Genomic DNA, 19,924 nt, shown 5'->3' with positions numbered 1-19,924 from the left:
CAACTTCTGTTATTCGGCGCATACTGCTGAAAGCAGACGGTCGTTGGGGTTACTGTCAGTTTCGTGTTCGCTGCAGAACGTCGCCAATTGATCCTCGAAATGGTGCGAGCGAACGGGGCCGTATCGCTCCGTGAGCTCGCCCGCGTCGTCCAGACCTCCGAAGTGACCGTACGGCGGGACGTGCGCGCACTGGAGGCAGAAGGACTCCTCGACCGCCGACATGGCGGTGCGGTATTGCCGGGCGGGTTCACGCGAGAGTCCGGCTTTCCGCAGAAATCACATCTCGCGACCGCCGAGAAGACGGCCATCGCCGACCTCGCCGCGAACTTCGTCGAAGAGGGCGAAGCGATCGTGGTCGGGGCGGGTACGACGACACAGGAGCTGGCCCGCCGGCTCGCTCGCGTACCCGGGCTGACCGTCGTCACCAACTCCCTGCTGGTGGCTCAGGCGTTGGCCCATGCCAACCGGGTGGAAGTCGTGATGACCGGCGGCACTCTGCGCGGTTCCAACTACGCCCTGGTGGGCTCCGGTGCCGAGCAGTCCCTCCAGGGGCTGCGGGTCTCGCGGGCCTTCCTGTCCGGGAGCGGACTCACCGCCGAGCGCGGGCTGTCCACGTCCAACATGCTGTCGGCATCCGTCGACCGGGCGCTGGTGCAGGCAGCCGCGGAGGTCGTCGTCCTCGCCGATCACACCAAGCTCGGTTCGGACACGATGTTCCAGACCGTGCCCACGGATGTGATCACCCGGCTGGTGACCGACGAGCCCCCGGCGCACGACGATCGTGCGGCCACGGAGTTGCAGGCGCTGGCCGACCAGGGTGTTCAGATCGCTGTCGCCGGGGGCTCGGGGAGTGATGCGGTCCCCCCGCGCCAGCCTCGCCGGGACGTGTCCCTCCCGGGGCCGCGCCGAGTGCCGGCCGGCTCCGCCGGGGCGGGGCTCCGGGCGACGTCGGTTCTCAGTGAGTCGGCGGGGGCGGAGCAGCGGGCGGCTCGGGTCGCGGATATGCGGCGGCGGTAGGTTCGGGTTCGCCTCTTCGCCGTAGGGGTTCGTGTCTGCTGCGCGGGTGCCGGCTGGGTGTGGCTGGTCGCCCCGCGGCGGAGCCGCTGATGTCACAGCCCCGCGCCCTGGGGGCGTTGTCCCTGGGCGGGTTTCAAGCCCCGTAGCGTCAGCATCAGCAATCTGTCCGCCAGGTCCGGGTCGCTCGATGTCTCCTCCGCCGCCAGCGCGATCGCGTGGGTGAGTTGGAGCAGGTCGCCGATCGCCACGTCCTCGCGTACCGCGCCCGCCTGCTGCGCGCGGGCCAGGAGGGCGCCGCCCGCTTCCCGGATGGGGTCGCTGCACCGCGCCAGGGCCGAGGTGTCGTCGTGGGAGACGGACATCAACGCCCTTGCCAGGCCCCGGTACTCGCTCGCCTGGGTGATCATCTCGCGGAGCCAGGTCACCAGGGCCACGCAGGGTTCCGGTGACCGGCGCAGTTCGCTCGCACGAGCCAGCAGGTCGTTCACCGCGTCCTCGAAGACCGCGCTCAACAGGGCGTTGCGGTTGGGGAAGTGGCGGTAGAGGGTGCCGATGCCCACGCCCGCGCGGCGGGCCACGTCCTCCAGGGACGCTTCGGAGCCGTGGGTGGCGAAGGCGGTGCGGGCCTCGGCGAGGAGACGCTCGTAGTTGCGGCGGGCGTCCGCGCGCATGGCACGCGTCGCCGTGGCCTCCTGGCTCCCCATGGCCCCACCTGCCCTCTCTCCGGCTCGCGTGTGCCTCCAGGATGCCGGAAAAAAGAAGCGCCCGGCGGACTGACCGTCAGTCCGCCGGGCGCTCCGGGGTGTCCTACGACCTTCCCGGCAAGGTGTGTCAGTCCTTGATCTCGCAGATCGCCGCACCCGAGGTGAGCGAGGCACCGACCTCCGCGGACAGGCCCTTGATGGTGCCGGACTTGTGCGCGTTGAGCGGCTGCTCCATCTTCATGGCCTCCAGGACGACGACCAGGTCGCCCTCCTTGACCTCCTGGCCCTCCTCGACGGCGATCTTGACGATCGTGCCCTGCATCGGGGAGGCGAGGGTGTCGCCGGAGGCGACGGGACCGGACTTCTTGGCCGCGCGGCGCTTGGGCTTGGCGCCCGCCGCGAGGCCGGTGCGGGCCAGGGACATGCCGAGCGAGGACGGCAGGGAGACCTCGAGGCGCTTGCCGCCGACCTCGACGACGACCGTCTCGCGATCCGGCTCCTCGTCCGTCTCCGCGTCGGCGGGGGCGGCGAAGGGCTTGATCTCGTTGACGAACTCGGTCTCGATCCAGCGGGTGTGGACCGTGAAGGGGTCCTCGCTGCCGGTCAGCTCCGGAGCGAACGCCGGGTCCTTGACGACCGCGCGGTGGAACGGGATGGCCGTCGCCATGCCCTCCACCTGGAACTCCTCCAGGGCACGCGCGGCACGCTGCAGGGCCTGCTCACGGGTGGCACCGGTGACGATCAGCTTGGCCAGCAGGGAGTCCCAGGCCGGGCCGATGACCGAGCCGGACTCGACGCCGGCGTCCAGCCGGACGCCCGGGCCGGACGGACCGTTGAACACGGTGACCGTGCCGGGGGCCGGGAGGAAGTTGCGGCCCGGGTCCTCGCCGTTGATACGGAACTCGAAGGAGTGACCGCGCAGCTCCGGGTCGCCGTAGCCGAGCACCTCGCCGTCGGCGATGCGGAACATCTCGCGGACCAGGTCGATGCCGGCGACCTCCTCGGTGACCGGGTGCTCCACCTGGAGACGGGTGTTGACCTCCAGGAAGGAGATCGTGCCGTCGACGCCGACCAGGAACTCAACGGTGCCGGCGCCGACGTAGCCGGCCTCCTTGAGGATGGCCTTCGAGGAGGCGTACAGCTCGGCGACCTGGGCGTCGGAGAGGAAGGGCGCGGGGGCCTCCTCGACCAGCTTCTGGTGGCGGCGCTGCAGCGAGCAGTCACGGGTGGAGACGACGACCACGTTGCCGTGCTGGTCGGCCAGGCACTGCGTCTCCACGTGCCGCGGCTTGTCCAGGTAGCGCTCGACGAAGCACTCGCCGCGGCCGAACGCGGCGACGGCCTCACGGACCGCCGAGTCGTAGAGCTCCGGCACCTCTTCGAGGGTGCGGGCGACCTTCAGACCGCGACCGCCACCACCGAAGGCGGCCTTGATGGCGATCGGCAGACCGTGCTCCTCGGCGAAGGCGACGACCTCCTCCGCACCGGAGACCGGGTCCGGCGTACCGGCGACCAGCGGGGCGCCCGCGCGCTGCGCGATGTGCCGGGCGGCCACCTTGTCGCCCAGGTCGCGGATGGCCTGCGGGGGCGGCCCGATCCAGATCAGGTCCGCGTCCAGAACCGCCTGAGCGAACTCGGCGTTCTCGGACAGGAATCCGTAGCCCGGATGGATGGCGTCAGCACCCGACTCGCGCGCCGCGTTCAGGACCTTCTCGATGTCCAGGTAGCTCGTTGCCGGGGTGTCACCACCCAGGGCGAACGCCTCATCCGCGGCGCGGACATGCAGAGCGTCCCGATCCGGGTCGGCGTACACGGCCACGCTCGCGATGCCGGCATCCCGGCAGGCCCGGGCAACGCGGACAGCGATTTCGCCACGGTTGGCGATGAGCACCTTGCGCACGATTGAGGCTCCCTCCTTGAAACAAGCCGAGTTTAGGGACTGCCGACACGGCACTTCGACCCGTCCCCAATGGTGAGCTTGCCCACACGGAGCGTGATTCGAGGCTCGCTCGACCCGCGAAATCCCTTGTCGCACCTCGGTACGCAGGACTCCTCCGGGAAACCCTAGCCCTCCTCTGTGGCCAAGGTCTCTGTGAGAGCGTGCTGCGGACCACTCGCTTTCTTTGTGGAGTCCCTACGAATGGCCCAATGATTCTTTGCCCTCCGTAGAACCCTTGTCCCACGGTTTACCCGTTAGTAGCGTTCGCGTGTATCGAACGTACTTGAGGTAACAAGAGCTCGGCTTGAGAGTGGGTGGGGGCCGGTGGTGCGTAGACCGGTGGCGTGGATCGTGGCGGTCGTGCTCTTCGTCGAGGCGCTCGGTATCGCGGCGGTGCAGTGGTTCATGGGTGTGGTCGTGGACCGGCAGGACATGTCCCTGGCGGGACTGGACCCGGACGTGATGTCGCTGTCGTCGAAGATCGGCGGCATTGTCTTCGGTCTCTACTTCGCGCTGTGCGGCGTGGTCGCGCTGCTCGTGGCGTTGCGGAACCGTCCGCCGGCCGGCCTCGGGCGTGTCCTGCTGATCAGCGCGGCGGTGGTGCACGCACTGCTGGGCGCGTTCGCGTGGGGGCTGCTGGGCTGGCCCGAGTTCGTGTTCATGGTGGCCGTGCTCGGCCTCATAGTGCTGCTCCTGATGACGTACGACCGTCCCCAGGAGCCCGCCGACGCGAAGCCGGACGTCCCCCAGGGGGACCCGGAGGGGCCCAGGGCGGGCCCGGAGGCCCCCGAGGGGGACGACGTGAGCCCGGTCAGGCCTGCGCCGGCGCCCACAACTCCGTGATGCCGACGCCCAGTCGGGCCAGCAGCTTGCGTACGAGGGGCAGGCTGATGCCGATCACGTTGCCGTGGTCGCCCTCGATGCCCTCGATGAACGGCGCCGAGCGGCCGTCCAGGGTGAACGCCCCGGCGACGTAGAGGGGTTCGCCGGAGGCGACGTACGCGGCGATCTCCTCGTCGGTCGGCTCGCCGAAGCGGACGACGGTCGAGGCGACGCCGGAGACATACCGTCCGGTGACGGTGTCGTAGATGCAGTGCCCGGTCTGCAGCGTCCCCGCGCGGCCGCGCATGGCCTTCCAGCGGGCGGTGGCCTCCTCCTGGTCGGCGGGCTTGCCGAGCGCCTCGCCGTCCAGGTCGAGCACCGAATCGCAGCCGATCACCAGCGCGCCCTTGACCTCGGGCTTCGCCGAGACGACGGAGGCCTTCGCCTCGGCCAGGGCGAGTGCCAGATCGGCGGGGGTGGGGGCGGTGACGGCATCCTCGTCGACCCCGCTCACCAGCACCTCGGGGGTCAGTCCGGCCTGCCTCAGCAGGTTGAGCCGGGCGGGGGACTGCGAGGCGAGAACGAGTCGGCGGCGCGGCTGATCAGTCATGCGGTCAGGGTATCGGCGTCCGTCAGCCGATGCCGAGCACGATCATCGCGAGCACCATGGCCAACGCCAGGAAGAGTCCCAGTCTCCGCAACATGTCCTGCATGTCGCGCAGTTCCTCGGGCGGCTCGTTCTCGGGGTCGGACCACAACATGCCTCCAGGGTGCGGGGAGGCAGGGGGCGGCGCCTGAGTACGCGTACTCAAATTCACCAAAAGGGTCTGGAGTTCCGTTAATCTGTCTACCGTTAAAGGAACCCTGGTCCCGTTTGAAAGGGCGTGCCATGTTCACCACCGTCTGGACCGCGTCACCTCAACCGCCGAGCGAGGGCTTCACGCCCAACTGGTCCCGGGAGGGCTTCTGGCGGCAGTCGCTGCGTCAGGTCGTCCGGCTGAGCGCGGGCGGGGACCGGGTGCGGGTGCGGCTGTCCCACGCGTACGGCACCTCGCCGGTACGGATCGCGGGCGCGAGCGCCGGGTCCGCGGGAACGTCGACGCGGCTCACCTTCGCAGGCGGGCCGGACACCGAGATCCCCGCACGCGGAGAGGTCGTCAGCGACGCCGTCCCGCTCGCCGTCGCCGCGGGGGAGTCGATGACGGTCACGCTGTACTTCGACACGGCGACCGGGCCCGCGACCTTCCACGCCCAGGCCTTCACGACCAGCCGTCGGGGAGAGGGGGACCTGCTGGACGACGTGGACGGGGAGGGGTTCGACGCGGCGAGCGAGTCCTGGTACTTCCTGAGCGCGGTGGAGGCGGACGCCGGCCGCACGGACGGGGTCGCGCTGTTCGGGGACTCCCTGACGGACGGGTTCGGATCCACCCCGGGTGCGGACCGACGCTGGTCGGACACGCTGGCCCGGCTCACCGGGCGGCCCGTCCTGAACGCGGGGATCGGCGGCAACCTGCTGCTCAACGACTCCTCGTGGTACGGGGAGAAGGGGGTGCACCGGCTGCGGCGGGACGTCCTGGACCGGCCCGGCACGGACACGCTGGTCGTGCTGCTCGGGCTCAACGACATCGGGTTCAGCGAGACGGACGAGCAGCCGACGTACAAGCCGGCGCCCGTGGTGGAGGCGGACGAGATCGTCGCCGGGTACCGGCAGTTGATACGGCAGGCCCGTCAGGGCGGGCTGCGCATCGTCGGCTGCACCCTGCTCCCCTTCGCGGGCTCGGACCACTGGGGCGAGCACGCGGCGAAGGTGAGTCACGAGGTCAACGAGTGGATCCGTTGCTCAGGGGAGTACGACGCCGTAGTGGACCTGCAACGGCTGATGGCCGATCCGCAGGACCCGGACCGGCTCCACCCCGCCTACGACTTCGGCGATCACCTGCACCCCAACGACGAGGGATACGAGGTGATGGCCGAAGCCGTGTCGGCGGTCCTCTAACCGGGCCAGTAGGTACGTGCCCAGGTCGTCGGCCCCGGCTGGGGCAGACGGTGGGCCGCGATGCGGGACGGGTCCGACCACCCGTCCCGCTGCTCGGGTGCGCCGGACGGAGCGGCCGCTGCCGCCGCGGCGCGGGCTCGGACCACCGCCAGAGCGGCGGCCAGCTCCTCGGGGGTGGGGTTGCCCCGTACGACTCTGATCGTCACAGCGGCTCCTTAGAGAGGGATGTTGCCGTGCTTCTTCGGGGGCAGGGACTCCCGCTTGCTGCGCAGCTGGCGCAGGCCGCGGACGATGTGGCGGCGGGTCTCGGACGGCATGATGACCGAGTCGACGTAGCCGCGCTCGGCCGCGACGTAGGGGTTCAGGAGAGCGTCCTCGTACTCCCGGATCAGCCGGGCGCGGACCACCTCCAGATCCTCCCCGTTCGTCTCCGCCTCGGCGATCGTGCGCCGGTGCAGGATGTTGACCGCGCCCTGGGCGCCCATGACGGCGATCTGGGCGGTCGGCCAGGCGAGGTTGAGGTCGGCACCCAGGTGCTTGGAGCCCATGACGTCGTAGGCGCCGCCGAAGGCCTTGCGGGTGATCACCGTGATCAGCGGGACCGTGGCCTCCGCGTACGCGTAGATCAGCTTGGCGCCGCGGCGGATGATGCCGTCGTGCTCCTGGTCGACGCCCGGGAGGAAGCCGGGCACGTCCACGAAGGTGATGACCGGGATGTTGAAGGCGTCGCAGGTACGCACGAAGCGCGCCGCCTTCTCGCTCGCCGTGATGTCGAGGCAACCGGCGAACTGCATCGGCTGGTTGGCGACGATGCCGACCGGGGCGCCCTCGACCCGGCCGAAGCCGGTGAGGATGTTCGGTGCGAACAGGGCCTGCGTCTCGAAGAACTCGGCGTCGTCCAGGACGTGCTCGATCACCGCGTGCATGTCGTACGGCTGGTTCGCGCTGTCCGGCACGATCGTGTCCAGCTCGCGGTCCTCGTCGGTGAGGGCGAGGTCCGCCTCCTCCGGGAAGACCGGCGCCTCGGAGAGGTTGTTGGAGGGCAGGTACGACAGCAGCTGCTTGACGTACTCGATGGCGTCCTTCTCGTCCCCGGCCATGTGATGCGCCACGCCGGACACCGAGTTGTGGGTGCGGGCGCCGCCCAGCTCCTCGAAACCGACGTCCTCACCGGTGACCGTCTTGATGACGTCCGGGCCGGTGATGAACATGTGCGAGGTCTGGTCGACCATCACCGTGAAGTCCGTGATGGCGGGGGAGTACACGGCGCCACCCGCGCACGGCCCGACGACCAGGCTGATCTGCGGGATGACCCCTGACGCATGGGTGTTGCGGCGGAAGATCTCGCCGTACGCACCGAGCGAGGCGACACCCTCCTGGATTCGCGCCCCACCCGAGTCGTTGATGCCGATGACCGGACAGCCGGTCTTCAGCGCGAAGTCCATGACCTTGACGATCTTCTGGCCGTAGACCTCGCCCAGGGCGCCGCCGAAGACGGTGAAGTCCTGCGAGAACACGGCGACGGGACGCCCGTCGACGGTCCCGTACCCGGTGACGACTCCGTCGCCGTACGGGCGGTTGTTCTCCAGACCGAAGTTGGTGGAGCGGTGCCGCGCGAACTCGTCCAACTCCACGAAGGAGTCCTCGTCGAGCAGCAGCTCGATACGCTCACGGGCCGTCAACTTGCCCTTGGCGTGCTGCTTCTCGACGGCGCGTGCGGAGCCGGCGTGCGTCGCCTCATCGATACGGCGCTGGAGATCCGCGAGCTTGCCCGCGGTGGTGTGGATGTCGATCTCTTCCGGCTCGGACATCGGGGGTCGGCTCCCTGCCTGCTCAAAAGGGGGGACGGTTACTCATCCGTAGAGTAGTGGTGGCACTACCAATCAGCAGTGCGGCGTTTCACACACCTAGGGTGGCTTGCATGACGCCGCGAGATGCTTCAGACGACAGCCGTTGGTCCGACCTCGATCGTCCGCCCCTCAATGGGGCCGCGCTGCGGCGCGGGCTGGTGCGGGACGGGGGGCACGGCGGCCTGTACTGCGATGTGGAGGTCGTGCAGAGCACCGGGTCCACCAACAACGACCTGGTGGGCCTCGCCGCGAGGGGGGACGCCGAGGAGGGTGCCGTTCTTGTCGCCGAGGAGCAGACGGCGGGGCGGGGGCGGCTGGACCGGCAGTGGACGGCTCCGGCCCGCTCGGGTCTCTTCTTCTCCGTCCTGCTGAAGCCGGCCGAGGTGCCGGTGGCGCGCTGGGGCTGGCTGCCGCTGCTCACCGGCGTGGCCGTCGCGACCGGGCTCTCCCGGGCGGCGGGCATCGACACGGCACTCAAGTGGCCCAACGACCTGCTGGTTTCCATCGGCGGCGAGGAACGCAAGGTCGGCGGGATCCTCGCGGAGCGGGCCGGGGAGGACGGGGTCGTCGTCGGCGTCGGCATCAATGTCACGCTCAGTGAGCAGGAGCTTCCGGTGCCGCAGGCGGGTTCGCTGCTGCTGGCCGGGGCGATCACCACGGACCGTGACCCTCTGCTGCGGGCCGTGCTGCGGTCGCTGGAGGAGTGGTACGGCCGCTGGCGCGAGGCGGGCGGAGACCCGGCGGCGAGCGGTTTGCAGGAGACGTACGCGACGGGCTGCGCGACGCTGGGACGGACGGTACGTGCGGAGTTGCCGGGCGATCGTTCGATCACCGGGGAGGCCGTGGCGGTGGACGGCGACGGGCGCCTGGTGATCGCGACGGAGGAGGGCGTACAGGAACCGGTGGGAGCGGGAGACATCGTCCACCTGCGACCTGCGTGAACTGCAAGGCCCTTCTCTCGGCTCCACGGGAGTGAGCTACGGCACACCTGACGTAAAGTAAAGGCCGGTCGATACCTGACCGCGGCAGATCGGAAGGGCAGCAGGCGTGACCGTCGACGACACGGGGTCCGGCGCGGACACGAACGGCGCCACCCCCGGAGGGGACCCGCACCCGCTCGCCGTGCGTCTGGAGGCACTGATCCTCGGCGCCGAGCGGCGCTACACGCCCTTTCAGGCGGCCCGTACCGCCGGTGTCTCGATGGAGTTGGCCACCCGTTTCTGGCGGGCGATGGGCTTCGCCGACGTCGGACAGGCCAGGGCGTTCACGGAAGCCGACGTCCTCGCGCTGCGCCGGCTCGCCGGTCTGGTCGAGGCGGGGCTGTTGAGCGAGGCGATGGCCGTGCAGGTGGCCAGGTCGACCGGGCAGACCACCGCCCGGCTCGCGGAGTGGCAGATCGACTCCTTCCTGGAGGGCCTGACCGAGCCGCCCGAGCCCGGGATGACCCGTACCGAGGTGACGTACCCGATCATCGAGCTGCTCCTGCCCGAGCTGGAGGAGTTCCTCGTCTACGTCTGGCGGCGCCAGCTCGCCGCCTCGGCGGGCCGGGTCGTGCAGGCCGCCGACGACGAGGAGATGGTGGACCGGCGGCTCGCGGTCGGGTTCGCCGACCTCGTCGGGTTCACGCGGCTGACCCGTCGTATGGAGGAGGAGGAACTCGGCGAGCTCGTCGAGGCCTTCGAGACCACCGCCGCCGACCTGGTCGCCGCACACGGCGGCCGGCTCATCAAGACCCTCGGCGACGAGGTGCTGTACGCCGCCGACGACGCGGGCGTCGCCGCCGAGATCGCGCTGCGGCTCATCGAGACGATGGCGAACGACGAGACCATGCCGGAGCTGCGGGTCGGCATCGCCTTCGGCACGGTGACCACCCGTATGGGCGATGTCTTCGGTACGACGGTGAACCTCGCCTCCCGGCTGACCTCGATAGCTCCCCGGGACGCCGTGCTCGTCGACGCCGCGTTCGCCGAGGAGCTGATCCGCACCACCGAGGCCCCCGCCTCCGAGGCGGAGGCCGCTGAGGCCGCGGCCACCGCCGAGAAGGAGGGCGAGGAGCCGCCGACGTACCGCTTCGCGCTCCAGCCGATGTGGCAGCGGCCGGTGCGTGGCCTGGGCGTGGTGGAGCCCTGGCTGCTGACGCGGCGCGCGGGCGGGCCCGCGTAACCGCCGCTCAGCGGCCCAGCGGGCGCACGCACAGCCCGATGACGGGCACGCACACTCCGCCGGGCTGCTGCGGTCCGGGGGACGGTGTGGTCTGACTCGGTGCCGGAGTGGGCGCGGGCTGCGGGGCCGCGCTGCTCGGGGCCGCCGCCGGGGGTGTGGTCGCGGGTGGCGGGGTGTTCGGGGCGTCGGGGATGGTCGTGGCGACGGCCGCGGGGACCGCGGGGACCGCGGAGCCCGCCGGTACGACGGTCGTCGCGGACGGGAGCGGTACCGAAGGTGAGCGTGTCGGTGTCGTGCCTGACACGCCCATCGTGGCGGTCGCCGACGGGCTCACCTTCGGTACCGAACCGAGGGTCGCGGCGGCGTTGGTCGCCCGGTCCGCGCCGGTGCCCGGGTCGTCGAAGCGGGGTTCGGCCTCCGTGGTGCCGGTGCCCGGGCCGCCGCCGAGGCCCGGCTCGGACGCCAGCCGTAGGAGGCCCAGCGCTCCGGCGGCCAGGGCGAGGCCGCCGGCGGCGAGGAGGATCTTGCGGGGGCGGGGACGACGGTGCCGGCCACGGGGAGCCGCGAAGAGGCGGGGCGGTGCGCTCTCCGGAGCCTGGGCGAAGGCCGCGTCCAGCCGCGGTGCGGTGTCCGTCATGGTCGTCATCGCGATCCCTCCCCATGCGCTCGCGCCCCCGGTGCGCCGCGGCGGAGCGCACGCTATGTGCTCCTGTGGGCGGTGGGACCCGAGTTGGGCGGGATGTCACTCGAACGGGGAGTCGGACGGGGATGCGGGCACCGCCCGTGCCTGCCGCCCTTTCGCGGCGGGGGCCGGGCTGCGATGATCGGGGCGGATGTTGTTAACCCGCGTTAACCGGAGGGTGTCATGAGCGAGGAACGGTTCGGGGAGTTCGTGCTGGTGCGGCGGCACGGGCACGTCGCGGAACTCGCCCTCGACCGGCCGAAGGCCATGAACGCCGTGTCGACCGGGATGGCCCGGTCGCTGGCGGCGGCCTGTGCGGCGCTGGGGGACGACAAGGACGTCCGGGCGGTCGTGCTGACGTCGACGCACGAGCGGGCGTTCTGCGTCGGGGCGGACCTGAAGGAACGGAACTCCTTCAGCGACGCCGACCTGGTGCGCCAGCGGCCGGTGGCTCGCGGTGCGTACACCGGGGTCCTGGAACTGCCGGTGCCGACCGTCGCCGCGGTGCACGGCTTCGCACTCGGCGGCGGCTTCGAGCTGGCCCTGTCGTGCGACGTGATCGTGGCGGACCGTACCGCCGTGGTGGGGCTGCCGGAGGTCTCGGTCGGGGTGATTCCGGGCGGCGGGGGCACGCAGTTGCTGCCGCGTCGGGTGGGGGCTGCCCGGGCCGCGGAGCTGATCTTCACGGCGCGACGGGTGGAGGCCGGGGAAGCCCGGGAGCTGGGGCTCGTGGATCTGCTCGTGGAGGAGGGGCGGGACCGGGAGGAGGCGCTGGAGCTGGGGGCGCGGATGGCCGCGAACTCCCCGGTGGGGTTGAGGGCCGCGAAGAAGGCGTTGCGGCTCGGGCACGGGCTGGACCTGAGGGCGGGCCTCGAGGTCGAGGACGCGGCGTGGAGGTCGGTGGCGTTCTCGGGGGACCGGGCGGAGGGGGTACGGGCGTTCAACGAGAAGCGGACACCTGAGTGGCCGGGGGAGTGAGCCCGGCGCGACGGGGTGCGGCGACATGTGACTGCCGGTGACCGCACGCACATGAGGGGCGCGGGGAACTGCGCGACCAGCCCCCACGCACCCGCACTCCGCCGAACCGCTCAGCCGCCCCCCACCTTTCCGGCGCCCCCACACCTGTTCGGCGCATCAATGTCCCTGTTCGTCCCAAACCTCCCTAGCCTGGAGTGATGGGTGAGGACAAGCGGCTCGCGGCCGTCGTCGCGTTGGCTCAGGGCATGGCGGCAGCCCATGGTTCACGCGAGGCGTGGCGCGCCGCGGCGGCCGGTGCCTGCCGTGCCCTCGGCGGGAGCTTCGCCGCGCTGTCCGTATGGGAGCGGGAGCTCGGACGGCTCAGGGTCCTCGTCAACGTCGGGGAGCGGGCGCCGGACGAGGAGGAGTTCCCCGACGGCGAGGCGTACCCCGTCCATCAGTTCCCCGAGATCACCGAGTTCCTGCACGAGCGGTGGGCCGGGGGCGGCGAGCCCAACGCCTGGGTGGAGACGGCCGAGGGGCCCGCCGCCGGGCGCCGGCCCGGATACGTCCACCAGCGCGTCGCCGCCCTGCGCAGAAGGGGCCGCGGCTGCTGCGTCGTCGCCCCCATCGTGCTCAACGGCCGCGCCTGGGGCGAGCTCTACGTCGCCCGCCCCACCGGACACCCCGTCTTCGACCGCGCCGACGCCGACTTCGCCACAGTCCTCGCCTCCGTCGTCGCCGCCGGGATCGCCCAGACCGAGCGGCTGGAGGAGGCGAGACGGCTGGCGTTCACCGACGCGCTCACCGGACTCGCCAACCGTCGCGCCGTCGACGTACGCCTTGACGAGGCGGTGGAGCGGCACAAGCGGGAGGGTGTCGTCGTCAGCCTCGTCGTCTGCGATCTGAACGGGCTCAAGCGCGTCAACGACACCCAGGGGCATGCCGTGGGCGACCGGCTTCTGGAGCGGTTCGGGTCCGTGCTCTCGCTCTGTGGCGCCATGCTGCCGGGGGCGCTCGCCGCGCGGCTCGGCGGGGACGAGTTCTGTCTGCTCGTCGTCGGGCCCGATGCCGACGAGGTGGTGAAGGCCGCCGACGAACTGTGCCGCCGTGCCGCCGAACTGGAGCTGGGGGACGGTGTGGCCTGCGGTGTCGCGTCGACCGAGGATCCCATCGGGCCCGTCCGTTCGGCCCGCCGGCTGTTCCGGCTCGCCGACGCCGCGCAGTACCGGGCGAAGGCCGAACACGCCGTCAAGCCGGTCGTCGCGGGGCGGGAGGGACCCGACGACCCCGTCGTACGACTGGCCGACGAGCCCTCCGGGGAGGGGCGTGCGGAGCGTCGGCGGTTCCGGGGGCGGCGTCTGTGACGTACGCACGGGTAAGGGGCAAACCCCTACCCCACTCGTGACATCCTCGTCTTCAGTGCGTACGCTCCTGAATATGGATATGCACACTGTGGTGGTGGGGACGTCCGGGGTGACCGCGTCCGACGTTCTCGCCGTGGCGCGCGACGGCGCCCGGATCGAGCTCTCCGCCGAGGCGGTCACGGCACTCGCCGCCGCCCGCGAGATCGTGGAGGCGCTGGCCGCCAAGCCCGACCCCGTCTACGGCGTGAGCACCGGCTTCGGCGCACTGGCGACCCGGCACATCAGCACCGAGCTCCGCGCCCAGCTGCAGCGCAACATCGTCCGCTCGCACGCCGCCGGCATGGGCCCGCGCGTCGAGCGGGAGGTCGTACGGGCCCTGATGTTCCTGCGGCTGAAGACCGTCTGCTCGGGGCACACCGGTGTCCGTCCCGAGGTCGCGCAGACCATGGCCGACGTGCTCAACGCCGGGATCACCCCGGTCGTCCACGAGTACGGCTCCCTCGGCTGCTCCGGAGACCTCGCGCCCCTGTCCCACTGCGCCCTCACCCTCATGGGCGAGGGGGACGCCGAGGGGCCCGACGGGGTCCTGCGGCCCGCCGGTGAACTGCTCGCCACGCACGGCATCGCCCCCGTCGAGCTGCGGGAGAAGGAGGGCCTCGCCCTCCTCAACGGCACCGACGGCATGCTCGGCATGCTGGTCATGGCACTCGCCGACCTCGACATGCTCTACAAGTCGGCCGACATCACGGCCGCCCTGTCGATGGAGGGCCTCCTCGGCACCGACAAGGTCCTCGCCCCCGAGCTGCACGCCATCCGCCCCCACCCGGGGCAGGGCGCCAGCGCCGCCAACATGCTGGCCGTGCTGAAGGGTTCGCAGCTCACCGGGCACCACCAGGACGACGCGCCGCGCGTCCAGGACGCCTACTCGGTGCGCTGCGCCCCGCAGGTCGCGGGCGCCGGGCGGGACACCATGGCCCATGCGCGGCTGGTCGCCGAACGTGAGCTGGCGTCCGCCGTCGACAACCCGGTCGTGCTGCCCGACGGGCGGGTCGAGTCCAACGGCAACTTCCATGGCGCACCCGTCGCCTATGTCCTGGACTTCCTGGCCATCGCCGCCGCCGACCTCGCGTCCATCACGGAGCGGCGTACCGACCGGCTGCTCGACAAGAACCGCAGTCACGGTCTGCCGCCGTTCCTCGCGGACGACGCGGGCGTCGACTCGGGGCTGATGATCGCCCAGTACACCCAGGCCGCGCTGGTGAGCGAGATGAAGCGGCTGGCCGTGCCGGCGTCGGCGGACTCGATCCCGTCCTCCGCGATGCAGGAGGACCACGTCTCCATGGGCTGGTCGGCGGCGCGCAAGCTGCGGACGGCCGTCGACAACCTCACCCGGGTCGTCGCCGTCGAGCTGTACGCGGCCACGCGCGCGGTGGAGCTGCGCGAGGGGCTGTCCCCGGCGCCGGCCTCGCAGGCGGTCATCGAGGCCGTACGGAAGGCGGGTGTCCAGGGTCCGGGTCCGGACCGGTTCCTCGCGCCCGACCTGGCCGCGGCGGACGCGTTCGTGCGGAGCGGGCAGCTGGTGGCGGCGGCCGAGACGGTCACCGGACCGCTTCGCTAGACAGCATGAAGGGGCCCTGTCGTGCGACAGGGCCCCTTGCGGCGGTGCTTACTTGAGCTTCTTGGCCTGCGCGTCGACGACGGTGCCGTCGATCGTGTACGCCTTGCCGGTCATCAGCGAGCCGAGGTTGATCGTGTAGTACGTGGCGATGGTGTTGCCGTGCCGGACGACCTCGGCGTGGACGGTACCCGTGTCGGCCGAGCCCTCCATCTCGCCCTCGGAGGCGAAGGCGATCGACTCGTCGCCGGCGCCCGAGCCCTTCTCCGCGGTGATCTTGGTGAGCTTCTGCTTCTCACCGTCCGCGTTGACCGTGAAGCCGCCGGAGCAGCTCTCGACGGCGTCCGAGACGGACTTGAAGGTCTTCGTCGCCCCGTCGCCCTCGTAGGAGGAGAGGCCGACGATCGTCACGTTGACGCTCATCGCGTCCGTGAGGGTGTCCTCCACCTCGCCCTCCGCCAGGTCCTCCACGGACTTGGAGGCGGTGTCGGTGGGGTTCTTCTCCTGAGTGGCCTGGACGCTGGCCTCCGCGGCCGCGTCGCCGGGCGCCTGGGCCGACATGGCGAAGGCGAGCGGCCGGCACTTCTCGTCGGAGGTCGTGACCTCGTCCTTGGTCTCCGGAGCCCCGAGGGTCTTGGCGACCTTGTAGCCGCCCAGGTCCCCCTGGGCGAGGATCAGCTTCTTCAGTTCGGCCGCGGTGTACGTCTTCCCGGCCGGGGCCGACGAGGAGGAATCCGACCCCGTCTCCTTGGCGTCGTCCGAACCCTCGTCCGAACAGCCCGTGATGAGGGCGAGTGACAGCGCGCTCACGGCGAGCGTGGCGCCTATGCGCGCCCCCGGTGATCTCTTCATGAGCGGACTATGAGGTTTTGGTCAAACGCGCGTCAAGTCGATTCAAAATCCGAGACGTTCCCGGCGTACCGAATAGACGACGAATCCGGCACCGAGCCCGAGGAAGGCCGTGCCGCCGACGACGTACGGCGTGGTGTCGAAGCTGCCGGTGTCGGCGAGCCGGGCGCCGTCCTGTGTGTCCTGGTCCTGGGCCGCCTCGGCGGTCGTGGCCCTGGCCTGCTGCGTGACCTGCGTTCTCGCCGGTTCGTCCTGGGACGCGTTGGCGGAAGGGACGAACCACAGGGCGCCCAGGAGGGTGCCCGCGGCGGTGGCGGTCAGCAACGAACGGCGAGCAGGTGACACGGAATATCGATCCCCTTGTGGCGCTGGCGAATTGGCCGTGTGGGGCGATGTTAATGAAAGGGGCGGGTCACAGGAAAGTCACGGGGACGAAGGGCCGTACTCTCCGGGACATGAGCACTTCAGAGACATCACGTTTTGTCCGCCTTCGCGTGGAACTCGTCGTCGAGATCGGCGACGAGGAGGCCGTGACGAGGGCCGCGCTGGAGCGGATCGCCGACGATTCCGAGATCCCGGCCGACGAGCAGGCCCACGCCGAGAGCGCTGTGACGGAAGACACCGCGGAGGCCCTCGCGTATCTCGTCGATCCGTTCGACCTGGTCAGCGAGGTGCCAGGGGTCGAACTCGTCCAGGCCTCCTGGTCGAGCGAGCAGACCGACTACGACCCGGATTCGCCGGAGTGGGACCTCGACGAGGATGATGTGACCGAGGACGAGGAAGAAGAGGCGACAGCGGCGGCCGGCTGAGCAGTCTTGGGGAAATCGTGACCCCGGACGGCAACCGCCGCCCGGGGTTTACTCGTCTCAGGGGGCGCACGGACCGCACGCGGCGCAGCCGTTAATGGCTGTAGCCACACCACCCGCCACGGCGGACGTGGTGTGCCCCACACCTTCGAAGAATGTGGAACGGGACGAACCGGTCGTAGCGTTGAAGATTCATTAACGGGGACTCTCGGGGTTTTGGGGATTTGGCAACGATGGAGAAGCGTGTGATGACGGTCAGTAAGCGGCGCAGGGGCCTGACGGTCGCGTCCGCACTGCTCGGCGGTGTACTCGTACTGTCGGCCTGTTCCAGCGGCGACGACGATGCCTCTGGCAGCAGCAACGACACCTCGCAGGCCAAGGCCGACGAGGCGGCGGCCAAGAAGACGTCCGAGGCCGACATCAAGATCACGCCCAAGGACGGCTCGGACAACGCCTCCATCAACAACTCGGCCGCCGTCACCGTGAGCAAGGGCACGCTCACGGACGTCTCCATGACGACCGCCGACGGCGCCGAGGTCGCGGGCGCGCTGTCCGCCGACAAGACCAGCTGGAAGCCGAGCGCCCAGCTGGAGCGCTCGACCACCTACAAGCTGGCCGCCGAGGCCAAGGACTCCAACGGGCGCGTGGCCCACGAGAACGCCTCGTTCACCACGGTCTCCCCGACCAACAGCTTCATAGGCAACTTCACGCCGGAGGACGGTTCCACCGTCGGCGTGGGCATGCCGGTGTCGATCAACTTCGACAAGGCGATCACCAACAAGTCCGCCGTCCAGAAGGGCATCACCGTCTCCTCGTCCAGCGGCCAGGAGGTCGTCGGGCACTGGTTCAACGCCAACCGCATCGACTTCCGCCCGGACGACTACTGGACCGAGAACTCCACCGTCACGCTGAAGCTCGCGCTCGACGGTGTCGAGGGCGCGGACGGTGTCTACGGCGTCCAGCAGAAGACGGTCACCTTCAAGATCGGCCGTAACCAGATCACGTACGTCGACGCGAAGACCAAGCAGATGAAGGTCACGCAGGACGGCAAGACGGTCAAGACGATCCCGATCTCGGCCGGCTCCCCGGAGAACAAGACGTACGAGGGCATCATGGTGATGTCCGAGAAGTTCAAGGAGACGCGCATGAACGGCGCGACCGTGGGCTTCACCGACGACGACGGCAAGGGCGAGTACGACATCAAGGACGTGCCGCACGCCATCCGCCTCACCAACTCCGGCACCTTCGTGCACGGCAACTACTGGGGCGCGAAGTCCATCTTCGGCAGCGTGAACACCAGCCACGGCTGCGTCGGCCTCTCGGACACCAAGGGCGCCAACGACAAGGGCACCGCGGGCTACTGGTTCTACAACAACTCGATCGTCGGCGACGTCGTGATCGTCCAGAACACCGGCGACAAGACGGTCTCCCCGGACAACGGCCTCAACGGCTGGAACCTCAGCTGGGCCGACTGGAAGGCCGGCTCGGCCGTCTGATCCAGGGTCAGCTCACAGTTTCCCGATGCCGCCCCCAGGGGCGGCATCGGTGTTTCCGGGCTTCACCACAGCCTTCTCATGCATCTCTTATTTGGGCCTTATCCAGTCATCACGCGCCGTACCTAGCTTGCGGCGCATGTTCTTCACCTACCTGAGGCGCGAACTGCGCCGCCGCAGAAAGGCGGCGCTCGTCGTCGCCTCCGGGCTCGCGCTCGGTATCGCGCTGGTCATCGTGGTCAACTCCGTGTCCTCCGGCATGGGCAAGGCCCAGGACAAGGTCCTGGAGTCGCTCTACGGTCTCGGCACCGACATGACGGTCACCAAGGCCGCCCCGGCGCAGTCGGGCGACAACGCCCAGCAGCGGCCGCGTTTCCAGTTCGACGCGCAGGACGGCGACTCCGACGCGGAGCAGAGCAGCGACATCGTCATGCCGCAGGGCTTCCAGACGCTGGCCGCCACCACCGTCACCAAGGTCGGCTCGCAGAAGGGTGTCGCGGACGCGGTCGGCGGTCTGAGCCTCCAGGTCATCAAGGTCGACGGTCAGTTCACCCGCGGCCAGTTCCAGCAGAACGACAACGGCGGGCAGCAGCAGGGCCGCCCCGGTGGGAACGGCGGCGGCACCGGCCAGCCGCAGGGCGAAGTGCGCGGCGGCGGCGCCGACTTCGACGTCAACAACTACTCCGTCTACGGCACCGACGTCACGCAGTCCGGCGCCGGCCCGCTGACCTCCTCCAAGATCACCAGCGGCCGTACCTTCAAGACGACGGAGACCGGCGCCAAGGTCGCCGTCGTCGACTCGGCCTACGCCAAGGAGAAGGAACTCGAAGTCGGCTCCACGGTCACCATCAAGAAGGTCAAGTTCAAGGTGATCGGCGTCGCGACCGCGGACAGCGGCGACGCGGCGGCCAACCTGTACATCCCGCTCAAGCAGGCGCAGACGATCAGCGACCAGAAGAACAAGGTCACCACGATCTACGTCAAGGCGACGGACTCCCAGCAGATCGACGCCGTCAAGTCGACCATCCAGAAGAACATCTCGGGTACGACCGTGACGACCTCCGCCGACCTCGCGGACACCGTCTCCGGCTCCCTCTCCACCGCCTCCGACCTCGCCACCAGCGTCGGCAAGTGGCTCTCCATCGCGGTCCTCATCGCCGCGTTCCTGGTCGCCGGTCTGCTGACCTCCTCGGCGGTCTCCCGCCGGGTCCGCGAGTTCGGCACGCTCAAGGCCCTGGGCTGGCGCTCGGGCCGGGTGACCCGGCAGGTCGTCGGCGAGGCGATGGTCAACGGGCTGCTCGGCGGCGCGCTGGGGATCGCGCTGGGCCTGGCGGGCGCGTACGTCGTCACGGCCATCAGCCCCACGCTGGAAGCCCAGTTGGGCGGGGGCGGAAACGCCGGTGGCGGCCCCGGCGCAGGCGGCGGTTTCGGCGGTGGCCCCGGCCGGCAGACCGCGTCCCGGACCCTGGACGTCGCCCTGACGGCCCCCGTGAGCGTGACGACCGTGGCCATAGCCGTGGGCCTCGCGGTGGCCGGCGGCCTGATCGCGGGTGCGTTCGGCGGCTGGCGCGCGTCAAGGCTGCGCCCGGCGGACGCGCTGAGGCGCGTCGAGTAGCGAGGGGTTCTGCGTGGCCGACGGGACTTGACCCACCCAGGGGCGCGGG

The 19,924-nt window shown here is 70.4% G+C and carries 20 protein-coding genes; 11 read left to right on the top strand and 9 right to left on the bottom strand.

From position 1 onward, the window contains the following. The first annotated feature begins 99 nt into the window (after window positions 1-99). A complete protein-coding gene (locus QF037_RS18365; RefSeq protein ID WP_373463961.1) occupies window positions 100-1,017 on the top strand; it encodes a DeoR/GlpR family DNA-binding transcription regulator in 918 nt (305 codons plus the stop codon). A 92-nt stretch (window positions 1,018-1,109) separates the two neighbouring features. On the opposite strand, the gene QF037_RS18360 is transcribed toward QF037_RS18365, so the two are convergent. Next, entirely contained in the window at window positions 1,110-1,688 is a 579-nt protein-coding gene (locus QF037_RS18360; protein ID WP_444972130.1) for a TetR/AcrR family transcriptional regulator, read from the bottom strand. 160 nt (window positions 1,689-1,848) lie between these two features. Next, complete coding sequence (locus tag QF037_RS18355) at window positions 1,849-3,621, bottom strand: acetyl/propionyl/methylcrotonyl-CoA carboxylase subunit alpha (protein ID WP_307026623.1); 1,773 nt, start codon at window positions 3,619-3,621, stop codon at window positions 1,849-1,851. Window positions 3,622-3,984: 363 nt separating this feature from the next. Here QF037_RS18355 and QF037_RS18350 point away from each other — a divergent pair, with 363 nt between their 5' ends. Further along, on the top strand, window positions 3,985-4,503 hold the full coding sequence (locus QF037_RS18350) for a hypothetical protein (RefSeq protein WP_307026621.1): 519 nt from the start codon (window positions 3,985-3,987) through the stop codon (window positions 4,501-4,503). Here QF037_RS18350 and QF037_RS18345 read toward each other — a convergent pair. Next, window positions 4,472-5,092 (bottom strand): Maf family protein, encoded by a 621-nt coding sequence (locus tag QF037_RS18345; RefSeq protein WP_307026619.1) that lies wholly within the window; start codon window positions 5,090-5,092, stop codon window positions 4,472-4,474. The genes QF037_RS18350 and QF037_RS18345 overlap by 32 nt on opposite strands. A gap of 22 nt (window positions 5,093-5,114) precedes the next feature. Continuing rightward, on the bottom strand, window positions 5,115-5,243 hold the full coding sequence (gene mmpB, locus QF037_RS18340) for a morphogenic membrane protein MmpB (RefSeq protein WP_307026616.1): 129 nt from the start codon (window positions 5,241-5,243) through the stop codon (window positions 5,115-5,117). A 128-nt stretch (window positions 5,244-5,371) separates the two neighbouring features. Between mmpB and QF037_RS18335 the strand changes: the two genes are divergently transcribed. After that, window positions 5,372-6,478: an SGNH/GDSL hydrolase family protein gene (locus tag QF037_RS18335; RefSeq protein WP_307026614.1), complete on the top strand. Its 1,107-nt coding sequence runs from the start codon at window positions 5,372-5,374 to the stop codon at window positions 6,476-6,478. Here the strand turns inward: QF037_RS18335 and QF037_RS18330 are convergent. Together QF037_RS18330 and QF037_RS18325 are read right to left on the bottom strand one after the other, a co-directional pair. After that, the gene (locus QF037_RS18330) at window positions 6,475-6,684 is read right to left on the bottom strand and encodes an acyl-CoA carboxylase epsilon subunit (RefSeq protein ID WP_266822750.1); all 210 of its coding nucleotides are present in this window, start codon (window positions 6,682-6,684) and stop codon (window positions 6,475-6,477) included. The genes QF037_RS18335 and QF037_RS18330 overlap by 4 nt on opposite strands. Before the next feature lie 9 nt (window positions 6,685-6,693). Then, a complete protein-coding gene (locus tag QF037_RS18325; protein ID WP_307026612.1) occupies window positions 6,694-8,289 on the bottom strand; it encodes an acyl-CoA carboxylase subunit beta in 1,596 nt (531 codons plus the stop codon). 110 nt (window positions 8,290-8,399) lie between these two features. Here QF037_RS18325 and QF037_RS18320 point away from each other — a divergent pair, with 110 nt between their 5' ends. Both QF037_RS18320 and QF037_RS18315 read left to right on the top strand, forming a co-directional pair. Beyond that, entirely contained in the window at window positions 8,400-9,269 is an 870-nt protein-coding gene (locus tag QF037_RS18320; protein ID WP_307026610.1) for a biotin--[acetyl-CoA-carboxylase] ligase, read from the top strand. A 106-nt stretch (window positions 9,270-9,375) separates the two neighbouring features. Then, a complete protein-coding gene (locus QF037_RS18315) occupies window positions 9,376-10,491 on the top strand; it encodes an adenylate/guanylate cyclase domain-containing protein (protein WP_307026608.1) in 1,116 nt (371 codons plus the stop codon). A gap of 7 nt (window positions 10,492-10,498) precedes the next feature. On the opposite strand, the gene QF037_RS18310 is transcribed toward QF037_RS18315, so the two are convergent. Continuing rightward, the gene (locus QF037_RS18310; protein WP_307026606.1) at window positions 10,499-11,137 is read right to left on the bottom strand and encodes a hypothetical protein; all 639 of its coding nucleotides are present in this window, start codon (window positions 11,135-11,137) and stop codon (window positions 10,499-10,501) included. Window positions 11,138-11,356: 219 nt separating this feature from the next. Here QF037_RS18310 and QF037_RS18305 point away from each other — a divergent pair, with 219 nt between their 5' ends. The 3 genes from QF037_RS18305 to hutH all read left to right on the top strand — a co-directional run bounded on the left by QF037_RS18305 (window position 11,357) and on the right by hutH (window position 15,115). Beyond that, on the top strand, window positions 11,357-12,151 hold the full coding sequence (locus QF037_RS18305; RefSeq protein WP_307026605.1) for an enoyl-CoA hydratase/isomerase family protein: 795 nt from the start codon (window positions 11,357-11,359) through the stop codon (window positions 12,149-12,151). Between the two features lie 197 nt (window positions 12,152-12,348). Then, entirely contained in the window at window positions 12,349-13,497 is a 1,149-nt protein-coding gene (locus QF037_RS18300) for a GGDEF domain-containing protein (RefSeq protein WP_307026603.1), read from the top strand. Window positions 13,498-13,576: 79 nt separating this feature from the next. After that, a complete protein-coding gene (hutH, locus tag QF037_RS18295; protein WP_307037234.1) occupies window positions 13,577-15,115 on the top strand; it encodes a histidine ammonia-lyase in 1,539 nt (512 codons plus the stop codon). Between the two features lie 48 nt (window positions 15,116-15,163). On the opposite strand, the gene QF037_RS18290 is transcribed toward hutH, so the two are convergent. Together QF037_RS18290 and QF037_RS18285 are read right to left on the bottom strand one after the other, a co-directional pair. Continuing rightward, window positions 15,164-15,964: a hypothetical protein gene (locus tag QF037_RS18290; protein WP_307026602.1), complete on the bottom strand. Its 801-nt coding sequence runs from the start codon at window positions 15,962-15,964 to the stop codon at window positions 15,164-15,166. Between the two features lie 42 nt (window positions 15,965-16,006). Further along, window positions 16,007-16,285: an LPXTG cell wall anchor domain-containing protein gene (locus QF037_RS18285; RefSeq protein WP_307037232.1), complete on the bottom strand. Its 279-nt coding sequence runs from the start codon at window positions 16,283-16,285 to the stop codon at window positions 16,007-16,009. Window positions 16,286-16,416: 131 nt separating this feature from the next. Here QF037_RS18285 and QF037_RS18280 point away from each other — a divergent pair, with 131 nt between their 5' ends. The 3 genes from QF037_RS18280 to QF037_RS18270 all read left to right on the top strand — a co-directional run bounded on the left by QF037_RS18280 (window position 16,417) and on the right by QF037_RS18270 (window position 19,875). Continuing rightward, entirely contained in the window at window positions 16,417-16,770 is a 354-nt protein-coding gene (locus tag QF037_RS18280) for a hypothetical protein (RefSeq protein ID WP_307026599.1), read from the top strand. A gap of 230 nt (window positions 16,771-17,000) precedes the next feature. Continuing rightward, window positions 17,001-18,263 carry a L,D-transpeptidase gene (locus tag QF037_RS18275; protein ID WP_307026597.1) on the top strand — a complete coding sequence of 421 codons (1,263 nt, stop codon included), beginning with the start codon at window positions 17,001-17,003 and terminating at the stop codon, window positions 18,261-18,263. A gap of 136 nt (window positions 18,264-18,399) precedes the next feature. After that, window positions 18,400-19,875 carry an ABC transporter permease gene (locus tag QF037_RS18270; RefSeq protein ID WP_307026595.1) on the top strand — a complete coding sequence of 492 codons (1,476 nt, stop codon included), beginning with the start codon at window positions 18,400-18,402 and terminating at the stop codon, window positions 19,873-19,875. Window positions 19,876-19,924 lie beyond the last annotated feature (49 nt).

The organism is Streptomyces canus, from assembly GCF_030815415.1.
Lineage (GTDB): Bacteria > Actinomycetota > Actinomycetes > Streptomycetales > Streptomycetaceae > Streptomyces > Streptomyces canus_F.
The sequence above is the reverse complement of the archived record's forward strand: the minus strand, read 5'-3'. Positions and strand labels throughout refer to the sequence as shown.